Genomic DNA, 20,756 nt, shown 5'->3' with positions numbered 1-20,756 from the left:
GAACCGCACCATGCCCGTGCCCCCATTCAACGACCCCGTACAACAGGAGATCTGGGCCACGCTGCGCGCCCTCAACGACGCCTGGACCCAGGGCGACCCGGATGACCTCGCGCGCTATTTCCACCGCAACATGGTCGCCATCACGGCCACCGAGCGCGAGCGCATCAACGGCGGCGCGGCCTGCGTGGCGGGCTGGAAGGGCTTCGCCACGTCCACCCGCATCCACCACTGGACGGAGATCGACCCCGTCATCCACGTGTATGGCGACTCGGCCGTCGTCGCGTACGACTTCGACATGTCCTTCGACATGAACGGCCAGACGGTTCAGATGGGCGGGCGCGACATGTTCTTTTTCGTGAAAGAAGGCGGGCAGTGGTGGGCGGTGGCCGACCAGTACTCCGCCTACCCGGCGAACTGAGCGGATCAGACCAGCCCGGTGACCGGAATCGACGCGCCGTGCACGGCGCGCGCGGCGTCGGAGGCCAGGAACACCATCACGTCGGCCAGCGCCTGCGGCGTCACCCACTGCGTGGGGTCGGCCGCGGGCATGGCTGCGCGGTTTTCCGGGGTGTCGATGATGGAAGGCAGCACGCAGTTGACGTTGATGCCCTTGCCCTTGAGCTCGGCCGACATGGACTCGGTCATGCGCATCAGCGCGCTCTTGGACGCCGCGTAGGCCCCCATCTGTGCGCCGCCGCGCTGCGCGCCCATGGCGCCCACGGTGACGATGCGCCCGCCGCCCGCGGCCACCATGCGCGGCACCACGGCCGCGCTGATGGGCAGCAGCGCGCGCAGGTTGATGTCGAGCAGGAAGTCCAGCGTCTGGGCGCTGGTGGCGTGCACCGCTTCGCCCATGCGGAAGCCGCCGGCGAGGTGGCACAACACGTCCACGCCGCCGAATTGCCCGGCCACCTGCTGCACCGCCGCCTCCACCTGGAGCTTGTCCAGCAGGTTGAGCGGCACGCACAGCTGGTCGGCGCTGTCGGGCCCGTAGACGCTGCGCAGGGCCTCGGCGTTCAGGTCGAACAAGGCCAGCCGGTAGCCCCGCACCCCGAAGGCGTGGGCCACGGCCTGCCCGAGGTTGCCGGCCGCGCCGGTGACGATCACGCTCTGGGGGGCTTTGTTCATATTCATACAGCGGTTCCTTGTTTTCTGGCGCGGTGGTAGCTGCCGTCGCCGCGGCTGAACACCTGGTCGGTGGGCAGCACGTCGCCGGGTTGCAGCTCCGGGGCTCGCGTGGCGCTTTCGTACAGCGGCGCGAAGTCGATGCGGGTGAATTCGAGCAGTTCGTCCAGATCGCGGATCACGAAATAGGTTTCCTGGAAATCGTCGATGCGGTAGTTGGTGCGCATCACGCGCTCCAGGTCGAAGCGGATGCGATTGGGCGAGGGGCTGTCCAGGCAGAACTGCGACTCGGTGTACGACGAGGCGATGCCCGAGCCGTAGAGGCGCAGGCCGTCGCCCTGCTGCAGCAGGCCGAATTCCACCGTGTACCAGTACACCCGCGCGAGCTGGCTCAGGTTGCCCAGCTTCTGCGCACGCAGGCCGCCCTGGCCGTAGGCCTGGATGAAGTCGGCGATGGCCGGGTTCATGAGCATGGGCACGTGGCCGAACACGTCGTGAAACACGTCGGGCTCTTCCAGGTAGTCCAGCTCGTGCGGCTTGCGGATGAAGTTGCCCGCGGGGAAGCGGCGGTTGGCCAGGTGGTCAAAGAACACGTCGTCGGGCACCAGGCCGGGCACGGCCACCACCTGCCAGCCGGTGCGCGGCATCAGCACCTCGCTCAGATGGCGGAAGTCGGGGATCTCGTCGGCGCCGATGGGCAGGTCGCGCATGCCCTGCACGAACTCGTCGCAGGCACGCCCGGGCAGCAGCTGGGTCTGGCGCTCGTACAGGGTCTTCCAGGTGGCGTGGTCGGCGGGGGTGTAGTGCTCCCAGCCTTGCGAGATGGTCCAGTCGGCGTTCTCGGGGCGGCCGGCGTCACCGGCGGCCAGACCGTGTTTGGGTGCAGCGGTGTCGGTCAGCATCTCAGCCTCCGTTGCGCGTGAACGCGGCGTAGGCGCCGTCGGCGGCCTTGGCCCAGGTGATGTCGCGCTCCGACAGCCCGTTGGCGTCGTGCGTGGTGAGGGTGATGTCGACGCGGTTGTAGACGTTGAACCACTCGGGGTGGTGGTCCAGCCGCTCCGACACCAGGGCCATCTGCGCCATGAAGCCGAAGGCCTCGGCGAAGTTGGAAAAGCGCAAGCTGCGCGAGATCGCGCCGCGCTCGGCGTTCAATGCCCAGCCGGGCAGATGGGCCATCTGCTCGCGGGCGGTTTGTGCATCCAGGGGGGTCATGGGGCGGTCTCCTTCGTTGTGTTGGGCAAGGCTCGATCGTGGCCCTGCAAACAGCTGTGCAGTTTGCGCCGCATCGAAGACAATTTGCTCTCATATCGGGCCACGGATGGCCTCCCATTGAAGAAACCCTTGCATGAACAACGACTTGACCGAAGATTCCTTGCATCCCTCAGCGCTCGACCGGCTGGACCGCCGCATCCTGTCGGCCCTGCAGCAGAACGGGCGCATGAGCAACCAGGAGCTGGCGCAGGCGGTGCACCTCTCGCCCGCGCAGAGCAACCGGCGCCACAAGCGGCTGGAGAGCGCGGGCTACATCCAGCGCTACGAGGCGCGGCTGGACGCGCACCGGCTCGGCCTGGGCGTGACCGCGTTTGTGCACGTGTCGATGGAGCGCGGGCAGCACAAGGAGGTGCTGAAATTCCAGCGCACCGTGGGCAAGATGCCCGAGGTGCTGGAGTGTTACGCCGTGACGGGCGATTTCGACTACGTCTGCAAGATCGTGGCGCGCGACCTCAAGGGCCTGTCCGACTTCCTGCTCGGCACCCTGGCGCAGCTGCCGGGCGTGAGCAGCGTGCGCTCCAGCATCTGCCTGAACGAGCTCAAGTGCACGAGCGCGCTGCCGCTGGATTGAAACCGCGCCGGCGAATCAGGGTGCCCCGAGCGGCGGCAATGGCGAAGACGATGGGCCTCTGACGGACGGCCCTGAACACCCCCTCCAGTGCAATTGCAGCGCCAGGAGGAACAGCCGTCCGGCCAGGGCGCGGCGTTGGCGCTGTTCGCTCGGTGCCCAGTCCAGGTGAGCGCCTGATCGCAGAGCTTCCCGCGTGTCGGCCAGTTCTTGATGCAGCGCGGCCGAGGAAGCTCTCATGACCGCAGCTCCTGCGCAGCCACGGCCGAACGCGAACGGCCCTGCGTGCGCCGAGCACCCAGCACCCACTCCAGCCCCCGCCGGGTCCGGCCCAGCAGCCCCGTCTGGATCGCCAGGTTCCACAACGGTTCGGCCTTTTTCCAGGCAGCGCTGTACGCGAAATGGGTCAGGCCAGCCAGCGGGTCAGCGTGGTACAGACTGGCGCGACCGATGTTGCGCCATGAATAGAAGCTCTGATAGGCCCACGCATAGCCCGCCTCCAGTTGCGCGGCGCTCATGCCCCGGGGCTCAAACACCGCGTGGCGGGTGTCGTAGAGGTCCCAGTCGTCGTGCAGCAGGCGCCCCTCTTGCGACATCTGCCGGTGAAACGCCGTCCCGGGGTACGGCGTGGCGACGTGGAAGGTGGCGGTGGTCAGGCCGCGCGAGACGGCCCAGTCCACCGTGCGGGCAAACACGTCGGGCGTGTCGCCATCGAGCCCGAAAACGAAACTGCCGTTGATCTTGATGCCCAGGCTGTCCAGGCGGCTGATCGCCTCGTCGTAGTCGCGCCCCAGGTTCTGGCGTTTGTTGGAAAACCCCAGGCTCTCCTGCCCCAGCGACTCAAAGCCGATGAACACGCTGCGCAAGCCCGCCTCGGCCGCGTGTTCGATCAGGTCGCCCTGGGTGATGGCGTTCACGGTGGAGGCCCCCTGAAACAAACGGTTCATGCCGCGCATGCCCGCAAACAGCTCACGTGCAAAGCGCGCGTCGCCCAGCAAGTGGTCGTCGAGGAAGTACAGGTGCCTGCCGGGCAACCGGTCGATCTCGGCGAGCGCTGCGTCCACCTTCTGCGTGTAGAACGACTTGCCGCCTTCAAAAAAGGCCTCCTTGTAGCAAAAGTTGCAGCGGTAGGGGCAGCCCCGGCTCACCACGATGGCGTTGGGCACCAGGTAGTTCTCACGCCGGATCAGGTCCCGGCGCACCGGGGGCATGCCGTCGAGCGTGCGCAGCGTCGAGGCGTAGCGCGCCCGAGGCTGGCATTTGCGGAAATCGGCCAGAAAGCGGGGGAAGGTGTCTTCACCCGGCCCCAGGAAAACGGTGTCGGCGTGTTGCGCCGCTTCGTCAGGGAGAGAGGTCACGTGCAAACCGCCGAGGCAGACGTGGCAACCCTTGGCGCGGTAGTGGTCCGCGATCTGGTAGGCGCGTCGGGCGTTGGTGATGTAGACCTGAATCAGAACCAGATCGGGCGTGTCATTCAAGTCCAGCGCCTCGACGTGCTGGTCCACCAGATCGACCGTGTCCGTCGGGTCCAGGTACGCAGCGAGCGTCGCCAGCCCCAACGGCGGGAACAGGGCGTACTTGATGGGCCGCCACTGCACGGTGCCCGCTTCTTTCAAGGCGGGAAGAATCAGTTTGACGTACATGTCCGGCCTTTCGCCCGAGCGGGTGTTGTGGTGATGGCAGAGCACAGCCGGGGCCAGCCCCAGCGCAGCAACACCGCCAAGAGGCTGGACACAACCAGCGGGATGCCGATCCAGATCAGCTCCTTGCGCAAGCGCTCCATGCCAAAGAGGGGCACACCGCGCATCGGAATCGGCCGCCAGTCGAGGCAGATGCGCGTGTCATCAAATGGCCAGAGCCAGGCGTTGCAGATGCCCCGGTCGATCAGGCCGTCGAGCAGCGGGTGCGACAGCGTGCACAGCGCGAGAAAGGCCGCCGCGCCGAGCCGCCGGCCTCGCCCGGGCCCCGCCCACAGGGCGCCAAAGGCCCCCAGGGCCAGGGCGAAACCGAGGGAGTGCATGAACCCTCGGTGCCCGTAGGGGCCGCTGTACCGGTCGAGCCCGAGCGTGACGAGGGCAAAGTCGGCGTCGGGCAACACGGCGCAGAAAGCGCCCGCCAGCGTGAGCCGCCAGCCGACGGTGCGCGGGCCGATCGCCACCGCCAGCGCGATGGCCGGGGCGAAGTGGAGGTAGGTGGCCATGGCCGCTCTGCCCCGCTCAGACCACGGGTTCCGGTGCGGGCCTCCGCGGTGAACGCGGTGGCTCGGTCGGCTTGGGCTCGCTGCCCATCACGTTGTACCAGTCGAGCTTGCGGGTGGCGACCATGATGGCGGCGAGCACGCCGAAGAGCAGCAGCGAGCCCATCATGAGCGCGTTGTCTTCGGAGATCAGGATGCCGTAGAGCACGCCGTACAGCGCCACCAGCATGCCGCTCATGCCCAGGCTGGACCGCCAGCCGCCGAGCACGTGGCGCAGGTAGTGGCCCATCAGCGCGATGCAGGCCAGGCTGGCGAGCAGGTAGGCGCCGACGAAGTCGAGGTGCTCCGACAAGGAGAGCAGCAACAGGAAGAACAGCACCAGCGCGGCACCGATCATCAGGTACTGCATGGGGTGGATGCGCCAGCGTTTGACCATCTCCAACACGAAGAAGGCGGCGAAGGTCAGCACGATGAACATCATGGCGTACTTGGTGGCGCGCTCGGTGAGGCGGTACACGTCCACCGGGTTCTCGAGCGAGACCGAGAAGCTGTCAACACCGGCGCGCTCTTTGCCGGCCAAGAGGAACTGCTGCTGCGCCTGGGTGGAGAGCGACGGCACGCTCCAGCTGGCTTCGAAGCCTTGGGGAGACACCGTGCGGCTGCGCGGCAGGAAGTCGCCGACGAAGCTCGGGTGCGGCCAGGGCGAGACCAGGGTTACCTTGTTGTCGTCGGCCAGTGGCACGAAGCCGATGCGGCCGGTGCCCGCCAGGTCCATGCCGAGCGTGAAGTCCAGCGTGGTGCCGGGTTGCAGCCAGGTGGCGTCCACCGGGGCGGCCAGTGGCAAGGGCAGTTGCTCAGCGGCCGGGGACGCGGCGATGGCCAGGGGCTTGCCCCCCAGGGTGAGCTCGGGCCGGCCCAGCAGGCCGCGCAGGTCGCTCACGCCCAGCGTCAGCCAGGGTTGCCCGAGCGTGATCTGGCCGCCGCTCTCGCGCGGCTCCACACCGCTCCAGACGAAGCGCCCGGTGCTGTCGTGCCGGCTGTTGTAGACGGTGACGGGGAAGATGCCGCGCCAGCGCGTCTCGGTGTCGAGGCGGCTGCGTGTGTCCATGGTGGTCGGGAACACGGTCGCCACACGGGTTTCCTTGACGGTCTCTTCGCGCTTCGTGTTCTTCTCGACGTCGACGATCAGGGTGCGGGTGTAGGTCTCGGTGTAGGGCACGTGCAACACCGGCCCGGTCAGCGTCTGGCTGCCCGAGTGGGCGCGCGCCACTTCCTCGGTGGCGGCGCGCCGGTTCGTGCTGCGCTCCTGGATCACGTCGCGCACCATCATCAGGGGAATGGACAGCAGGAGCATCAGAAAACCGATGACCAGCGTCTTGCTCAGCAGGGGATATTTGTTCACTTCTCACTCCGTTGTTGGGGACGGAGCGATTCTTGAAAACAGGTGTGCGGCGCTCGCGCGACCTGTGTGAAGCGGGTGTGAAATCAGGCCGGCAGGCGCCAGGTGGCCAGGCAGCCGCGTGGCCCTTCAACGTTGTCCACGCGGACCTCGCCGCCGTGCAGGTCGCTCACCTCCTTCACCAGGCACAGACCCAGGCCGGAGCTTTTTTCCTGAGCCTCGCCGCGTGGCAGCGAATAGAAGCGCTCGAAGATCTTGCCGACCGCGTAGTCGGGCACGCCCGGCCCCTCGTCGCGCAGCGACCATTCCACGCCGCCGCCGGCCTGCGCCAGGCGCAGTGTGAGCGCACCGCCCGGGGGCGAGAAGTCGATGGCGTTGTCCAGCAGGTTCTGCAGCGCCTGCGCGATCAGGAAGCGGTTGCCCCGCACCACCACGCCATCGCCCAGTTGGTCCACCACGCGAAGCCCTTTGCGCCGGGTGCGGGGCTCGACCGTGTGCATCAGCTCGCGCGTCAGGGCGGAGAGGTCCACGCTTTCCACGTCGCGCAGCTGGCGCATCTGCTCCACGTCGGCCAGGCCGAGCAGCTTGTCGATCAGTTGCTGCAGGCGCTCGGTCTGGCGCTGGATGTTGGCGGCGAAGCGTTCGCGCTCGGCCTCGGGCAGGGGCTCCTGCAGCAGTTCGGCCGCGCCGCGGATGGCCGCCAGCGGGCTCTTGAGCTCGTGCGTGAGGGTGTGCACATAGTTCTCGACGTAGGCCTTGTCTTCGAGCTTGAGGCGCATGCGCTCGACCGCCTGGGCCAGGTCGCTGAACTCGGTGTTGCCGGAGAGCCGCCCCATGCGCGGCAACTCGGCGCGCTCGCCGCGCGCCACCGCGTTGGCGTAGCCGCGCAGACGCGAAAGCGAGCTGGCCATCCACCAGGTGAACAACAGGCCGACCAACAGCGAGATGCCGAGCAGGCCCCAGGACCAGTTGAGGATGCGGTCGCGGCTGCGCTGGATGTAGGGCTCCAGCGTCTGGTTGGGCCGCGAGACGGTGAGCACGCCGATGATCCGTTCACCATCGCGGATGGGCGCGGCCACATGCATCACCGTGCGATCGGCGTCGTAGGCGCTCTCCCCGCTGGAGCGCGCGCCATATTCGCCACGCAGGGTCTTGTACACGTCGTTCCAGCGCGAATGGTCCTTGCCCAGGTCTTGCCCACGGCTGTCGAACACGACGATGCCGCGCGCGTCGGTGACGGTGATGCGGGTGTGAATGCGGTCCTTCTGGAAACCCCAGATCGAGGCGTTGGGCTTGAGCGCGGGCAGCGCGCTCATGGCCTGCGCGAAGCCGCCGCTGGCAATCACCCCGGCCTTCATGTCGGGCGCGGCGAGCTGCGCAAATCCGTAGGCCGCGTCCACCAGGCTGTCTTCCATGGCCAGGCGCGTACCGGGTTTCACCTCTTCGAGAAAGATGCGCAGCACCACGAACAGCGCCAGGCCCAGGACCAGGAAGAAGCCGAGCAGGAGTCGAAGGCCGATGCGCATTCAGTCCATCCTTGTGCCGGAGCGACACCCACAACGCAAGAAACCACGCCACCCGAGGGCACCGAGGAACCGGCTTTGCCGGGCCTCTGGTGCCGTCCCCCTCCCGCCGAAGGCGAGAGAGGGGGAAGACGCGAAGCGGCGCAGGGGGTGCATCTCAGAGGCTGAGCGAATAGCCCATGTTGCGGTGGGTCTGTATCAGATCGGCCGACACCCCGCGCTCGCGCAGCTTGGCGCGCAGCAGCTTGATGTGGGCATCCACCGTGCGCTCCGAGGTGTCCAGCGCCTCGGCCCACACCAGGTCCATGAGTTCGGCGCGCGAAAAGATGCGCTGCGGGCGTTTGAGCAGGGTGGCCAGCAACAGGTATTCGTAGCGCGTGAGCGAAAGCCAATCGTCGCCGCAGCGGATGCGCTGCGCCGCCTCGTCGAGCTGCAGCGCCGCCGCAGGCACGGACGCCCCCCCGTTCGAGGAAGCAGCAGCTGCGTCGCGCCCGGGCGCGCTGCGCCGCAGGATGGCGCGCACACGGGCGCAGACCTCGCGCGGCGAAAAGGGTTTGCTCACGTAATCGTCAGCGCCGAGTTCCAGGCCCAGGATGCGGTCGATTTCTTCACTGCGCGCGGTCAGGAAAACGATGGGCAGCTCGCTGGTCTTGCGGATCGCGCGGCAGACGTCGAAACCATTGCCGTCGGGCACGCCCACGTCGAGGATGGCAAGGTCGGGTGGCTCGCTGTGCAGGGCCTGCAGCGCCTCGCTGACCAGGCGCGCATGGCGCACCTCGAACCCGTCGCCGCGCAACACGTAGAGCAGCGTGTCGGCAATCGCCTGTTCGTCTTCCAGCAAAAGGATGCGCTTGCGCATGGGGATCACCGTGGGTTTCGGGGGTGCCGGCGATCTTACCCGTGGGGTCTGCGATGGCCCAGGACACAAACTTTGCGCCACTTCATAGGGTAAATCCCATGCTTTGAATGCAAGAGAGTACATACCTTGCCCCTTTCCGTACAAATCATGCGCGGCACGGTGGTGAGAATTCCCCCACGGTCCAGAGATGGCCGTCGAACGAGCACCCACCATCCTCCAAGGAGACAAACTGTGAAATTCCGCCTCGCTTCCGTCCTCACCGCCGCGCTGCTGAGCGCCGGCATGGCGCACGCCGCCACCGAACTCGTGATCGCGACCGTGAACAACGGCCACATGATCGAGATGCAGAAACTCGGCAAACACTTCGAAGCCGCCAACCCCGACATCAAGCTCAAGTGGGTCACGCTGGAAGAAGGCGTGCTGCGCCAGCGCGTCACCACCGACATCGCCACCAAGGGCGGCCAGTTCGACGTGATGACCATCGGCATGTACGAAACCCCGATCTGGGGCAAGAAGGGCTGGCTGCAGGAACTCAAGACCGACGCTGCCTACGACGTGGACGACCTGCTGCCCGCCATGCGCAACGGCCTGTCGGTGAACGGCAAGCTCTACGCCGCCCCGTTCTACGGCGAAAGCTCGATGCTGATGTACCGCAAGGACCTGGCCGACAAGGCCGGCGTGACCGTGCCCGAGCGCCCCACCTGGACCCAGATCGCCGATCTGGCCAAGAAGATCCACAACCCCAAGGACGGCGTGTACGGCATCTGCCTGCGCGGCAAGCCGGGCTGGGGCGACAACATGGCTTTCCTCACCACCCTGGTGAACACCTTCGGCGGCCAGTGGTTCGACATAAGCTGGAAGCCACAGCTGGAAAGCAAGCCCTGGAAAGACGCGATCACCTTCTACGTGGACCTGCTGAAGAACTACGGCCCGCCCGGCTCCAGCGCCAACAGCTTCAACGAGATCCTGGCGCTGACCAACTCGGGCAAGTGCGGCATGTGGATCGACGCCACCATCGCCGCCTCGTTCGTGAGCGACCCCAAGCAGTCCAAGGTGGCCGACCAGATGGCGTTTGCCCAGGCGCCCACGCAAGTGACGCCCAAGGGCGCGAACTGGCTCTGGGCCTGGTCGCTGGCCATCCCGGCCGGCTCTCAGAAGGTGGACGCGGCGCAGAAGTTCATCAGCTGGGCCACCTCCAAGGACTACATCAACCTGGTGGGCAAGACCAACGGCTGGGGCACCGTGCCCACCGGCACGCGCAAGAGCACCTACGCGAACGCGGACTTCCTGAAGGCCGCGCGGTTTGCACCGGCGGAAAAGCTCGCCATCGACACCGCGAACCCGAACGATTCGACCCTGCCCAAGAGCCCGTACGTGGGCGTGCAGTTCGCCGCCATCCCGGAGTTCCAGGCGATCGGCATCGCCGTGGGCCAGCAGATGAGCGCCGCCCTGGCCGGCAAGACCACGGTGGACGCCGCGCTCAAGGCCGGTCAGGTGGCGGCCGAGCGGGAGATGAAGAAGGCGGGTTATTACAAGTAAGAGGCGCCCCAGACGGCGCTTGGCTCCCTCCCCCGCTGGGGGAGGGCTGGGGTGGGGGCCCGCGGGCAGGTGCGCTGTCGGCGAACACCCTGGCACCGAACCGGCCCCCACCCCCACCCTCCCCCAGCGGGGGAGGGAGTTCTGAAGCCGATCGCCTTCCGTTTTTTTGTTTTCTCCAAGGCCTCCCCATGAACCGCCTGCTCCCCCGACTGCTGCTCACGCCCGCCGTGGCCACGCTCTTCCTCTGGATGATCGTGCCGCTGGTGATGACGATCTATTTCAGCGTCATCCGCTACAACCTGATGCAGCCCGACCAGACCGGCTTCATCGGCCTGGAGAACTTCGAATACTTCGTCACCGATCCGTCTTTCGGCACGGCGGTGATGAACACCCTGCTGCTGCTTGGCAGCGTGATCCTGATCACCGTGGTTTTCGGCATCGCCATTGCCCTGCTGATCAACGAGCCGTTTGCCGGCCGCGGCCTGGTGCGCGTGCTGCTCATCTCGCCGTTCTTCGTCATGCCCACGGTCAACGCGCTGATGTGGAAGAACATGATGATGAACCCCATCTACGGCGTGCTGGCCCAGGTGTGGGCCTTCTTCGGCGCCACCCCGGTGGACTGGCTGACCGACCACCCGCTGTTCTCCATCATCGTGATGGTGTCGTGGCAGTGGCTGCCCTTTGCCACGCTGATCTTCATGACCTCGCTGCAGAGCATGAACCGCGAGCAGCTCGAGGCCGCGCGCATGGACGGCGCCACCTACTGGCAGCAACTGCGTTACCTCTACATCCCGCACCTGGGCCGCTCGGTCGCCGTGGTGGTGATGATCGAGCTGATCTTTTTGCTCAGCGTGTTCGCCGAGATCTACACCACCACCGGTGGTGGCCCGGGCGACGCCAGCACCAACGTGGCCTTCCTGATCTTCAAGCAGGCGCTGCTCAACTTCGACGCGGGCGTGGCCTCGGCCGGTGCGCTGTTCGCCGTGCTGCTGGCGAACATCGCGGCCATTTTTCTCATCCGCATGGTCGGAAAAAACCTGGACAAGTGAGATCAACATGGCACGCCAATCCACCTACACCCCCGCCTACGCGCTGCGCACCGTCGGTGCCTGGGCCGTGGCCCTGCTGCTGTTCTTCCCGCTCGGCTGGCTGCTGCTGACCGCGTTCAAGACCGAGCTGCAGGCCATCGCCATCCCGCCCGAGCTGTTCTTCACGCCCACGCTGGAGAACTTCCACGAGGTGCAGGAACGCAGCGATTACCTGCACTACGCCTGGAACTCGGTCGTCACCAGCGTGGTGTCCACCGTGCTCGGTCTGGCCATCGCCGCGCCCGCGGCCTACGCCATGGCCTTCTTCAAGGGCAAGCGCGACAAGGACATCCTGATGTGGATGCTCTCCACCAAGATGATGCCGGCCGTGGGCGCGCTGGTGCCCATCTACGTGCTGGCGCAAAAGAGCCACCTGCTCGACACCCAGCTCGCGCTGATCATCGTGTTCACGCTGTCGAACCTGCCCATCATGGTGTGGATGCTGTATTCGGCCTTCAAGGAGATTCCGAACGAGATCCTGGAGGCCGCGCGCATGGACGGCGCCACGCTCTGGCAGGAGGCCACCAAGGTGCTGCTGCCGCTGTCGCTCGGCGGCTTCGCGTCCACCGGCCTGCTGTGCCTGGTGCTCTCGTGGAACGAAGCCTTCTGGAGCCTGAACCTCAGCTCCGCCCAGGCCGGCACGCTGGCCACGCTCATCGCCAGCTACTCCAGCCCCGAAGGCCTGTTCTGGGCCAAGCTCTCCGCCGCCTCGCTGATGGCCATCGCGCCCATCGTGATCTTCGGCTGGTTCAGCCAAAAGCAGTTGGTCCAAGGCCTCACCTTCGGCGCCGTCAAGTAAACATCTTCAGGACAAGAACCATGGCCTACCTGCAACTCAAAGGCATCGAAAAATTCTTCGGTGAACACCGCGCCATCAAGGGCATCGATCTGGACATCCAGCAAGGCGAGTTCGTCGTCTTCGTCGGGCCTTCGGGCTGCGGCAAGTCCACGCTGCTGCGGCTGATCGCCGGGCTGGAGCACATCGACGGCGGCACGCTCAGCCTGGAGGGCCGCGACATCACGCACCTGCCTTCGAGCAAGCGCGACCTCGCGATGGTGTTCCAGAGCTACGCGCTCTACCCGCACATGAGCGTGTTTGAAAACATGAGCTTCGCGCTCAAGCTGGCCAAGGTGGACCCGAAGGTCATCGCCGAAAAGGTGAATCGCGCGGCCGACATCCTGAACCTCGCGCCCTACCTGCAGCGCACGCCCAAGGAGCTCTCGGGCGGCCAGCGCCAGCGCGTGGCCATCGGCCGCGCCATCGTGCGTGCGCCCAAGGTGTTCCTGTTCGACGAACCGCTGTCGAACCTGGACGCGGCGCTGCGCGGCCAGACCCGCGTGGAGATCGCCAAACTGCACCGCGACCTGGGCGCCACCACCATCTACGTGACGCACGACCAGGTGGAAGCCATGACGCTGGCCGACCGCGTGGTGGTGCTGCGCGACGGTCTGATCGAACAGGTGGGCACGCCGCTGGAGCTGTACGACAAGCCGGCCAACCAGTTCGTGGCGCAGTTCATCGGCACGCCGCAGATGAACGTGGTGCCCAGCGCCCAACTGCCCGCCGCCGCGATGCCACTGGTACCGCCCGGGGCCCAGGGCGGCTCGATCGGCCTGCGCCCGGAAACGGTGGTGGTGCGGCAGGACGACCAAGGCCTGGTGCGGGGCCGGGTCGATCTGGTAGAGGCGCTCGGCGCCGAAACGCTGATCTACGTGCACACCGCCGAGGGCGCGCAGCTGGTGGCGCGCCAGAGCGAGCGCACCCACCTGAGCCCCGGCGACGCCGTGACGCTGGACGTGGCGACCGGCCAGGCCCACTGGTTCGACAGCAGCGGCCGCGTGGTCAACGCCTGAGCCGCCCCCTTCTTCCCCTCTCTATCCGCGCCTTCCCTTCGCCACCATGAGCACGCCTTCTTCTTCCGCCGAGCTGACCATCCTGCACCTGGGGCTGGGCTCGTTCCACCGCGCCCACCAGGCGCTCTACCTGCACCGGCTGCACCAGTTGGGCGACGCCCGCTGGGTGATCGCGGGCGGCAACCTGCGGCCCGACATGCCCGAGACGGTGGCCGCGCTGCGCGCCCAGGGCGGCGCCTACACGCTGGAGACCGTCACGCCGCAGGGCGAGCGCAGCTACACGCGCATCGAGTCGATCCGCCACGTGCTGCCCTACCAGGCCGATCTGGCGCCGCTGATCGCCCTGGCCGTGGCGCCGTCCACGCGCATCATCTCTTTCACCGTCACCGAGGCCGGCTACTACCTCGACGCGAACGACCGCCTCGACTGGCCCAGCTTCCCCGACCTGCGCGCCGACCTGGAGGCCGTGCGCGCCGGCCAGGCCGGCCACACCCTTTACGGCGCGCTCGCCACCCTGCTGCGCGCGCGCATGCAGCACCACAGCGGCCCCGTCACCCTGCTCAACTGCGACAACCTGCGCCACAACGGCGAGCGCTCGCGCGGTGGCCTGCTGCAGTTCATCGAAGCCCTGGGCGACACCGCGCTGGCCGACTGGGTGCAGACCCACACCACCAGCCCCAACGCCATGGTCGACCGCATCACGCCGCGCCCCACGCCCGACGTGGCCGAGCGCGTGCGGGCCGCCACCGGCTGGGACGACCGCGCCCCGGTCATGGGCGAGAGCTTCATCCAGTGGGTGATCGAAGACCACTTCATCGCCGGCCGGCCCGACTGGGCGCGCGTGGGCGTGGAACTGGTGGACTCGGTGCAGCCCTACGAGGAAGCCAAGATCCGCCTGCTCAACGCCACCCACAGCTGCATCGCCTGGGCCGGCACGCTGGTGGGACACCGCTACATCCACGAGGGCACGCACGACCCGGCGATCCGGAAGATGGCCCACGACTACGTCAGCGACGACGCGATTCCCGTGCTGCTGCCCAGCCCGATCGATCTGGCGGCCTACCGCGACGTGGTGCTCGACCGCTTCGGCAACCCCGCCATCCAGGACACCAACCAGCGCGTGGCCATGGACGGTTTCGCCAAGATCCCCGGCATGATCGCGCCCACCATCCGCGACAGGCTCGCGCGCGCCGACAGCATCGCCAGCGTGGCCCTGCTGCCCGCCCTCTTCCTGGCCTGCCTGCAGCGCTGGCACCAGGGCACGCTGCCCTACGCCTACCAGGACCAGGCCATGGACCCGGCCGCGGCCCACGCCATCTGCGACGCCGCCGACCCGGTGGCCGCCTTCGCCGCCGACCCCACGCTCTGGGGCGCGCTGGCCAGCGATCCCCGCCTCGTCCAAGCCCTGCGCGATGCCTTCGCGCGCGTTCAATCCTTCATCCGCGAACACACCACACCATGAGCCTTCGACTGACCCACAAACATGCCCTGCTCACCGGCGCCGCGGGCGGCATCGGCCTGGCCGTGGCCACCGCCTACCTGCAACAGGGCGCACGCTGCACAGTGGCCGACATCGGCAAGGCCGCGTCGCCCGAGCTGACCCGGCTGCTCCAGGCCTACCCCGACAGCCTGCAATACCTGCCCACCGACGTGACCCGGCCCGAACAGGTGGACGCGCTGATCCACGCGGCCAGCGCCCGCTTCGGCGCCATCACCACGCTGTTCAACAACGCCGCCATCTTCGACATGGCGCCGCTGCTGGAAAGCGATGAAGCCATGTACGACCGGATCTTCGCGGTCAACGTCAAGGGCGCGTTCTTCGTCATGCAAAAGGTGCTGGCCCACATGGTGGCCAACCAGGTGCAGGGCGGCGCGGTGATCAACATGGCCTCGCAGGCCGGTCGTCGCGGCGAGGCGCTGGTGTCGCACTACTGCGCGAGCAAGGCCGCCATCATCAGCTACACCCAGAGCGCCGCGCTCGCCATGGCGCCACACCGGATCCGCGTCAACGGCATCGCCCCCGGCGTGATCGCCACGCCCATGTGGAAAGACGTGGACGCGCTGTTCGCCAAATACGAAAACCTGCCGATCGGCGAGAAGAAAAAGCGCGTCGGCGAGGCCGTTCCCCTTGGCCACATGGGCGATCCCACCGACCTGTGCGGCGCCGCGATTTTCCTCGCCAGCGACGAGGCCTCGTACATCACGGCGCAGACGCTGAATGTGGACGGTGGTAACGTCATGAACTGAAAACATGAAGCCCCCACGCTCCACCGCTGCGCGGGTCGCTGCCCCCCAAGGGGGCGCGGACGCCCTTGGGGCGGCCCGGCGGGCATCCCGTTTCGCAACGCCATGACCGCCAAGACGCACGCCACCCCGCGCCAGCTCAGGCCCGAGCTGGAACACGAGTACGCGCGCTCGCCCGACCTGGGCTACGAGTCGCCGACCGAGGTGGGTTTCGTGCGCTGCCTGGCCCACGGTTTTCCCACCCCGCTGGCACGCTGGCACTACCACGACGAATACGAACTGCACCTGATCACCGCCACCAGCGGCAAGGTCTTCGTGGGCGACTGGATCGGGCCGTTCCAGCCCGGCCAGCTGGTGCTCACCGGCCCGCGCCTGCCGCACAACTGGGTCAGCATGGACCTGCCCCAGGGCGGGGTGCCGCTGCGCGACCTGGTGATCCAGTTTTCACACGAGCCGCTGGTGCGCGCCAGCGACACCATCCCCGAACTGGCCGAGGTGCTGCCGCTGCTGGAGCGCGCCAAACACGGCATCGAGTTCTTCGGCCTGTCCGAGGCCGCCGAGGCCCACTGGCACAAGGTCAAGAACACACGCGGCCTGCGCCGCTTCACCGCGTTCTGCGACTTCATGTGCGACCTGGCCGCCTGCACCGACTACCGGCTGCTGTCGGCCGTGCAGCTGCAGAGCACCGACGACGACGCCTCGCTCGACCAGATCGACGCCGTCGTCAGCCGCATCACCGAGCACCTGTCGGAAGAACACTCCGCCGCCGCGCTGGCCGCCGAACTGGGCATGAGCGAGAGCAGGTTCAGCCGCTTCTTCCGCCGCGCCACCGGCAACACCTTCACCGATTTCGTCAACCGCGTGCGCATCAGCCGCGCCTGCCAACTGCTGATGGACAGCGAGCAGCAGGTCACCCACATCTGCTACGAAGTGGGCTTCAACAACGTGGCCAACTTCAACCGCCGCTTCCTCGAAATCAAGGGCATGACGCCGAGCGAGTTCCGCAAGCAGTCGCTCACCCGGTTTCGTGGAGCTGTTTGACCCCCCTGCAGCGCTTCGCGCTACCCCCCCAGGGGGCGGCACTGGCCGTCCGGCGGAGCCGGCCCGGCGGTGCCCTGGGATAAGTCCCTTCTTGCGTGGCGGGTCGCGCTCCCGCTCAGCCGTGCGCCTGGTTGAGCTGGCGGGCGATGATGTCGTGGTTGAGCCAGAGCACCGGGCCGCTGGGGGCTGAGCATTCGCGGAACATCAGGGTGCCGGAGGCTTCGATCACCAGGGCGCTGAGCAGGTCGGTGATGAGGGCTGTGCGCTCCTTGTGCATGGCCACGATGTCGTCGGAGGCGCCGATCATCAGGTCGGCCAGGCCCTGGCTGTTGGGCATGGGCCAGGCGGCGAAGTTGCCGTAGCCCTTCATCACGTCGGTGGCGTAGAAGTCGGCGATCTTCTGCATCACGGTGTCGAGCGCGCCGGCCTCGCTCAGCAGCTCGCGGCAGGCCTGCCACTGGGCTTCGGCCCAGGCGCCGCCGTTTTCCCGCTTGAGCGCGCGCAGCAGCGAGAACAGCGGCAGCTCGACGCCGACAAAGATGTCCGACGAATTGGTGCGGATCTCGGGGCAGTTGTAGACCGTGGCGCGGATGCCCTGCTCCCACGCGGCCTGGGCGATGCGCTCCAGCCGCATCTTGGCGTAGCCCTGGGTGTAGTTGCTGTAGGTCTGCCACAGGTACTCGTCGCCGATGAGGATGCTGGTGCCGTGGTAGCCGTAGGCGCTGTAGCGGACCTGGCCGCCGTTGCGCTCGGCGCGCTCCCGGATGGCCGCGCTGGCTTCGATGAGGTGGCCGAAGGTGTTGGCCGAGACTTCGTCGAAGTTCTGCAGGATCAGCTTGCCCAGATCGCTGTCGAGCAGCACCTGCGAGGACTGGTGGCGATCGCCCCGGCCCTTGTAGACGCGGTTGGCGATGGCGAGGAAGACCTTGGCCTTGGGGATGCCACCGGCCATGGTGTGGGCGAAAAAGACGTTGCGGCCGTCGGGGATCATGCCGTCGAGCGTGGCCATGACCTGGGCCAGCGAGGTCTTGAAGCGCGCCACGCCGACCTCGCGGCATGTCGCGATGTGGTCCCAGTCGAGCTTGTCCTCGGTCCAGGTCTTGAGGGTGAGCTTGCCCAGCATTTCCGTGGGCGTGGGGGTGCCGGCCGGGGCGTCCATGTCAAAACCGGCCATCAGCGGCACGTTGATGATCTTGCCGCCCAGGTTGGCTTCGCCCGCGGCGAGCTCTTCGTCGGTCAGCGGGCGCAGCGTGCCGTCGGCTTCGCGGCGGCCCACGGTGATGCCAATGACCGTCATGCCCGCCTGGCGTGCTTCGTTGACCAGGCCGTTGGCGTAGCCGCGGCCGAACAGTTCACCGAACAGCACGAACACGTCGCCTGCGCGAAAGATGTTTTTCTGGGGAAGTTGAGTCAGGGCGATAGGACCGTTCATGTCGATTCTGTGGGTGTGTGAAGAGGGAGCACCGCGGCCGCAGCCGGGTCGGTCTCGCGGCAGTCCGGGGCCACCAAGGCTACCCCCAAACGTGCGAACCGTTTGAGGGGCGTACTCTACCGGAGAGCGGGCGCCGCCGTTTCCGCCCGGTTACAGGCCCGCCAGCACCGGTCCGCGGCCGGATCGCGCAATCGCCCCTCAAACCAGAAAGAAGAAAGCCGGCCTTGGGCAAGGCCGGCTTCACCGCAGCGCAGGGGCAGCGATTATTTGCCGCCGCGCGCCTGCGCCACGGCGCCCTGCACCTCTTTCCACAGGCCTTCACCCACATTGGCGGCAATGCCGGTGTTCACCGCCTCCAGCTTCGCGCGCATGCGGTTGGCTTCGGCGGGCGAGAGCTGGTTGATCTGCATGCCCTTGCCCTTCAGGTCGGCCAGCGCCTTGTCGGCCTCGGTGCGCGTGTCCTGGCGCTCGAAGTCGCGGCTCTTCTTCGCGGCATTGAGCAAGACCGTGCGCTCGGCCTGGCTCAGGGCATCCCAGTACTTCTTGCTCACCAGCACGATCCAGGGGCTGTAGACGTGGTTGGTCACGGTCAGGTACTTCTGCACCTCGTAGAACTTGCTGGAAAGAATGGTGTTGTACGGGTTCTCCTGGCCGTCGACGGTCTTGGTTTCCAGCGCGGTGAACAGCTCGGAGAACGGCAGCGGCACGGCGTTGGCGCCCAGGGTCTTGAAGCTGTCGATGAAAACGGTGTTCTGCATCACGCGCAGCTTGATGCCGTCCATGTCTTCGAGCTTGGTCACGGCGCGTTTGTTGTTGGTGAGGTTGCGGAAACCGTTCTCCCAGTACACCAGGCCGACCAGCCCCTTTTCCTGCAGCTTGTCCATCACCTTCTGGCCCACCGGGCCATCGAGCACGGCGTCGGCCTCCTTGGCGTTGTCGAACAGGAAGGGGGTGTCCCAGATCGCCATCTCCTTGGTGATGCCCACCAGCGTGGCGGTGGAGCCCACCATCATTTCCTGCGCGCCGCCGATCAGGGCCTGCTGCATCTGCACGTCCGAGCCGAGCGCGGCCGCGCCGATGGCACGGACTTTCATCTTGCCGCCCGAGGCTTTTTCCACCTCGTCGGCGAACACCTTGGTGGCACGGCCCTGGTTGGAGATTTCGTTCAGGCCGTAGCCGAAGCGGATGATGCGCGGCTTGATGTCCTGCGCCCAGCTGGCGGTGAACGGGGTGGCGAGCGCGGCCGCGGCGGTGGCGGCGATGAGGGTGCGGCGAAACAGGGTCATGACAGTCTCCTTGGAGCAGTGGGTAAGGTTGAAACGTCAGCGCATCCAGGCCACGGGCGCGGTGACGATCTGCGGGAACACGATGAACAGGCCGAGAACGATGAGGTAGGCGAGCAGGAACGGGTTGACGCCCTTGATGACCTGGTGCATGGGCAGGCGCCCCACACCGGCCACCACGTTGAGCACCGTGCCCACGGGCGGCGTGACCAGGCCGATCGCGCCGTTGAGCACGAACATCAGCCCGAAGTACACCGGGTCGATGCCCGCCTTCACGGCGATGGGCAGCATCACCGGCGCGAAGATCAGGATGGTGGGCGTGAGGTCGAGCGCGGTGCCGATCAGCACCAGCACCAGCATCATGGTGACCATGAGCACGCGCGGGTGCTCCACCAGCGGCCCCAGCCAGCCGGTGAGTGTGGACGGCAGGTCGGCCAGCGTGATCATGTAGCTGGCCACGGCGGCACCGGCGCACAGGAACATCACCACCGAGGTGGTGCTCGCGGCGCGCACCAGCACCCCATACAGCTCGGGCAGGCGCATCTCGCGGTGCACGAAGAGCGCGATCACCAGCGCGTAGGCCGCGGCCACCACGGCGGCCTCGGTCGGGGTGAACACGCCGCTTTTCATGCCGCCGATGATGATCACCGGCATGAACAGCGCCCAGACCGCGCGGCCGGTGAGGCGCAGACGCTCGGCCATGGGCACCGGCGGGTGGCTCTGCAACGCCATCTTGCGCAGCACCACGCGCCAGGTCACCACCAGCGCGGCGCCCATGATCAGGCCGGGCACGATGCCCGAGATGAACAGCGCCGAGATCGAGGTGTTGGTCGTCACGCCGTAGATCACGAAGGCCATCGACGGTGGGATGATCGGGCCGATCACGCTGCCCGCGGCAATCAGCCCGGCGGACGAGGCCACCGGGTAGCCGTGCTTGCGCATCATGGGCAGCAGGATGGCGGACATGGCCGCCGCGTCGGCCAGCGCCGAGCCCGACATGGCCGAGAGCAGCACCGCGGCGCCGATGGCCACATAGCCCAGCCCGCCGCGCACGTGGCCGACCCAGGCCTGCGCCATGTCGATGATGCGGCGGCTGATGCCGCCCGTGTTCATCAGTTCGCCCGCGAGGATGAAGAAAGGCACGGCCAGCAGCGGAAAGCTGTCGACGCCGGCCACCATGTTCTGGGCCAGCAGCTGGGTGTCCCAGAAATCCATCACCCAGGCCATGGCGGCCCCGGTGAGCAGCAACGCGAACGCCATGTTCATGCCGATGCCCATGAGCACCACCATGCCGGCGATGAAGACCACGAAGGCCATTGCTTCAATGGTCAT

Annotated in this window: 20 protein-coding genes; 9 read left to right on the top strand and 11 right to left on the bottom strand. The window is 67.2% G+C overall.

Annotation, left to right across the window (positions count from 1 at the left end; all coding sequences use genetic code 11):
- Nucleotides 1-10: 10 nt before the first annotated feature.
- Entirely contained in the window at nt 11-418 is a 408-nt protein-coding gene (locus KIH07_RS13775; RefSeq protein ID WP_226492514.1) for a nuclear transport factor 2 family protein, read from the top strand.
- Nucleotides 419-423: 5 nt separating this feature from the next.
- On the opposite strand, the gene KIH07_RS13770 is transcribed toward KIH07_RS13775, so the two are convergent.
- The 3 genes from KIH07_RS13770 to KIH07_RS13760 are packed head-to-tail and all read right to left on the bottom strand — an operon-like array spanning nt 424 to nt 2,337.
- Nucleotides 424-1,128 (bottom strand): SDR family oxidoreductase, encoded by a 705-nt coding sequence (locus KIH07_RS13770; RefSeq protein ID WP_226494708.1) that lies wholly within the window; start codon nt 1,126-1,128, stop codon nt 424-426.
- Between the two features lie 2 nt (nt 1,129-1,130).
- Nucleotides 1,131-2,027 carry a phenylalanine 4-monooxygenase gene (phhA, locus tag KIH07_RS13765; RefSeq protein ID WP_226492513.1) on the bottom strand — a complete coding sequence of 299 codons (897 nt, stop codon included), beginning with the start codon at nt 2,025-2,027 and terminating at the stop codon, nt 1,131-1,133.
- 1 nt (nt 2,028) lies between these two features.
- A complete protein-coding gene (locus KIH07_RS13760; protein ID WP_226492512.1) occupies nt 2,029-2,337 on the bottom strand; it encodes a 4a-hydroxytetrahydrobiopterin dehydratase in 309 nt (102 codons plus the stop codon).
- Between the two features lie 133 nt (nt 2,338-2,470).
- On the opposite strand from KIH07_RS13760, the gene KIH07_RS13755 reads away from it, so the two are divergent.
- The gene (locus tag KIH07_RS13755) at nt 2,471-2,968 is read left to right on the top strand and encodes an Lrp/AsnC family transcriptional regulator (RefSeq protein WP_226492511.1); all 498 of its coding nucleotides are present in this window, start codon (nt 2,471-2,473) and stop codon (nt 2,966-2,968) included.
- A gap of 233 nt (nt 2,969-3,201) precedes the next feature.
- Here KIH07_RS13755 and KIH07_RS13750 read toward each other — a convergent pair whose 3' ends face one another.
- From KIH07_RS13750 to creB, 5 genes are all read right to left on the bottom strand, one after another.
- Nucleotides 3,202-4,608: a B12-binding domain-containing radical SAM protein gene (locus KIH07_RS13750; RefSeq protein ID WP_226492510.1), complete on the bottom strand. Its 1,407-nt coding sequence runs from the start codon at nt 4,606-4,608 to the stop codon at nt 3,202-3,204.
- Nucleotides 4,593-5,165 carry a metal-dependent hydrolase gene (locus KIH07_RS13745; protein ID WP_226492509.1) on the bottom strand — a complete coding sequence of 191 codons (573 nt, stop codon included), beginning with the start codon at nt 5,163-5,165 and terminating at the stop codon, nt 4,593-4,595. The genes KIH07_RS13750 and KIH07_RS13745 overlap by 16 nt, the downstream gene beginning before the upstream one ends.
- Nucleotides 5,166-5,181: 16 nt before the next feature.
- On the bottom strand, nt 5,182-6,564 hold the full coding sequence (gene creD / locus KIH07_RS13740) for a cell envelope integrity protein CreD (RefSeq protein WP_226492508.1): 1,383 nt from the start codon (nt 6,562-6,564) through the stop codon (nt 5,182-5,184).
- 83 nt (nt 6,565-6,647) lie between these two features.
- The gene (gene creC, locus KIH07_RS13735; RefSeq protein WP_226492507.1) at nt 6,648-8,087 is read right to left on the bottom strand and encodes a two-component system sensor histidine kinase CreC; all 1,440 of its coding nucleotides are present in this window, start codon (nt 8,085-8,087) and stop codon (nt 6,648-6,650) included.
- 154 nt (nt 8,088-8,241) lie between these two features.
- Nucleotides 8,242-8,943, bottom strand: a complete 702-nt coding sequence (gene creB / locus KIH07_RS13730) for a two-component system response regulator CreB (protein ID WP_226492506.1) — start codon at nt 8,941-8,943, stop codon at nt 8,242-8,244.
- A 282-nt stretch (nt 8,944-9,225) separates the two neighbouring features.
- Between creB and KIH07_RS13725 the strand changes: the two genes are divergently transcribed.
- The 7 genes from KIH07_RS13725 to KIH07_RS13695 all read left to right on the top strand — a co-directional run bounded on the left by KIH07_RS13725 (nt 9,226) and on the right by KIH07_RS13695 (nt 16,709).
- The gene (locus KIH07_RS13725; protein WP_226494707.1) at nt 9,226-10,482 is read left to right on the top strand and encodes an ABC transporter substrate-binding protein; all 1,257 of its coding nucleotides are present in this window, start codon (nt 9,226-9,228) and stop codon (nt 10,480-10,482) included.
- Between the two features lie 188 nt (nt 10,483-10,670).
- Nucleotides 10,671-11,531: a carbohydrate ABC transporter permease gene (locus KIH07_RS13720; RefSeq protein WP_226492505.1), complete on the top strand. Its 861-nt coding sequence runs from the start codon at nt 10,671-10,673 to the stop codon at nt 11,529-11,531.
- A 7-nt stretch (nt 11,532-11,538) separates the two neighbouring features.
- Nucleotides 11,539-12,369, top strand: coding sequence for a carbohydrate ABC transporter permease (locus tag KIH07_RS13715; protein WP_226492504.1), 831 nt, complete (start codon nt 11,539-11,541; stop codon nt 12,367-12,369).
- A 20-nt stretch (nt 12,370-12,389) separates the two neighbouring features.
- Nucleotides 12,390-13,424: an ABC transporter ATP-binding protein gene (locus KIH07_RS13710; RefSeq protein ID WP_226492503.1), complete on the top strand. Its 1,035-nt coding sequence runs from the start codon at nt 12,390-12,392 to the stop codon at nt 13,422-13,424.
- Between the two features lie 46 nt (nt 13,425-13,470).
- A complete protein-coding gene (gene dalD, locus KIH07_RS13705; RefSeq protein WP_226492502.1) occupies nt 13,471-14,886 on the top strand; it encodes a D-arabinitol 4-dehydrogenase in 1,416 nt (471 codons plus the stop codon).
- Nucleotides 14,883-15,671, top strand: coding sequence for an L-iditol 2-dehydrogenase (locus KIH07_RS13700; RefSeq protein ID WP_226492501.1), 789 nt, complete (start codon nt 14,883-14,885; stop codon nt 15,669-15,671). The genes dalD and KIH07_RS13700 overlap by 4 nt, the downstream gene beginning before the upstream one ends.
- A gap of 102 nt (nt 15,672-15,773) precedes the next feature.
- Nucleotides 15,774-16,709, top strand: a complete 936-nt coding sequence (locus tag KIH07_RS13695; protein ID WP_226492500.1) for an AraC family transcriptional regulator — start codon at nt 15,774-15,776, stop codon at nt 16,707-16,709.
- A 115-nt stretch (nt 16,710-16,824) separates the two neighbouring features.
- On the opposite strand, the gene KIH07_RS13690 is transcribed toward KIH07_RS13695, so the two are convergent.
- The 3 genes from KIH07_RS13690 to KIH07_RS13680 all read right to left on the bottom strand — a co-directional run bounded on the left by KIH07_RS13690 (nt 16,825) and on the right by KIH07_RS13680 (nt 20,756).
- Nucleotides 16,825-18,141 carry an enoyl-acyl carrier protein reductase FabMG gene (locus KIH07_RS13690; RefSeq protein WP_226492499.1) on the bottom strand — a complete coding sequence of 439 codons (1,317 nt, stop codon included), beginning with the start codon at nt 18,139-18,141 and terminating at the stop codon, nt 16,825-16,827.
- Nucleotides 18,142-18,404: 263 nt separating this feature from the next.
- Nucleotides 18,405-19,427, bottom strand: coding sequence for a TRAP transporter substrate-binding protein (locus KIH07_RS13685; RefSeq protein WP_226492498.1), 1,023 nt, complete (start codon nt 19,425-19,427; stop codon nt 18,405-18,407).
- Between the two features lie 36 nt (nt 19,428-19,463).
- On the bottom strand, nt 19,464-20,756 hold the full coding sequence (locus KIH07_RS13680) for a TRAP transporter large permease (RefSeq protein WP_226492497.1): 1,293 nt from the start codon (nt 20,754-20,756) through the stop codon (nt 19,464-19,466).

Origin of the sequence: Hydrogenophaga taeniospiralis (assembly GCF_020510445.1) — a bacterium.
In the GTDB taxonomy this organism is placed as follows: Bacteria; Pseudomonadota; Gammaproteobacteria; order Burkholderiales; family Burkholderiaceae_C; genus Hydrogenophaga.
The sequence above is the reverse complement of the archived record's forward strand: the minus strand, read 5'-3'. Positions and strand labels throughout refer to the sequence as shown.

Excerpts from the sequence above, each read along its gene's own strand:
- KIH07_RS13760 (WP_226492512.1), bottom strand. The coding sequence starts at position 2,337 with ATGACCCCCCTGGATGCACAAACCGCCCGCGAGCAGATGGCCCATCTG.
- KIH07_RS13720 (WP_226492505.1), top strand. The coding sequence starts at position 10,671 with ATGAACCGCCTGCTCCCCCGACTGCTGCTCACGCCCGCCGTGGCCACG.
- KIH07_RS13770 (WP_226494708.1), bottom strand. The coding sequence starts at position 1,128 with ATGAACAAAGCCCCCCAGAGCGTGATCGTCACCGGCGCGGCCGGCAAC.
- KIH07_RS13695 (WP_226492500.1), top strand. The coding sequence starts at position 15,774 with ATGACCGCCAAGACGCACGCCACCCCGCGCCAGCTCAGGCCCGAGCTG.
- creC (WP_226492507.1), bottom strand. The coding sequence starts at position 8,087 with ATGCGCATCGGCCTTCGACTCCTGCTCGGCTTCTTCCTGGTCCTGGGC.
- KIH07_RS13690 (WP_226492499.1), bottom strand. The coding sequence starts at position 18,141 with ATGAACGGTCCTATCGCCCTGACTCAACTTCCCCAGAAAAACATCTTT.
- dalD (WP_226492502.1), top strand. The coding sequence starts at position 13,471 with ATGAGCACGCCTTCTTCTTCCGCCGAGCTGACCATCCTGCACCTGGGG.
- KIH07_RS13775 (WP_226492514.1), top strand. The coding sequence starts at position 11 with ATGCCCGTGCCCCCATTCAACGACCCCGTACAACAGGAGATCTGGGCC.
- KIH07_RS13685 (WP_226492498.1), bottom strand. The coding sequence starts at position 19,427 with ATGACCCTGTTTCGCCGCACCCTCATCGCCGCCACCGCCGCGGCCGCG.
- KIH07_RS13715 (WP_226492504.1), top strand. The coding sequence starts at position 11,539 with ATGGCACGCCAATCCACCTACACCCCCGCCTACGCGCTGCGCACCGTC.
- KIH07_RS13680 (WP_226492497.1), bottom strand. The coding sequence starts at position 20,756 with ATGACCATTGAAGCAATGGCCTTCGTGGTCTTCATCGCCGGCATGGTG.
- KIH07_RS13755 (WP_226492511.1), top strand. The coding sequence starts at position 2,471 with ATGAACAACGACTTGACCGAAGATTCCTTGCATCCCTCAGCGCTCGAC.
- KIH07_RS13710 (WP_226492503.1), top strand. The coding sequence starts at position 12,390 with ATGGCCTACCTGCAACTCAAAGGCATCGAAAAATTCTTCGGTGAACAC.
- KIH07_RS13725 (WP_226494707.1), top strand. The coding sequence starts at position 9,226 with ATGGCGCACGCCGCCACCGAACTCGTGATCGCGACCGTGAACAACGGC.
- KIH07_RS13700 (WP_226492501.1), top strand. The coding sequence starts at position 14,883 with ATGAGCCTTCGACTGACCCACAAACATGCCCTGCTCACCGGCGCCGCG.
- creB (WP_226492506.1), bottom strand. The coding sequence starts at position 8,943 with ATGCGCAAGCGCATCCTTTTGCTGGAAGACGAACAGGCGATTGCCGAC.
- KIH07_RS13745 (WP_226492509.1), bottom strand. The coding sequence starts at position 5,165 with ATGGCCACCTACCTCCACTTCGCCCCGGCCATCGCGCTGGCGGTGGCG.
- phhA (WP_226492513.1), bottom strand. The coding sequence starts at position 2,027 with ATGCTGACCGACACCGCTGCACCCAAACACGGTCTGGCCGCCGGTGAC.
- KIH07_RS13750 (WP_226492510.1), bottom strand. The coding sequence starts at position 4,608 with ATGTACGTCAAACTGATTCTTCCCGCCTTGAAAGAAGCGGGCACCGTG.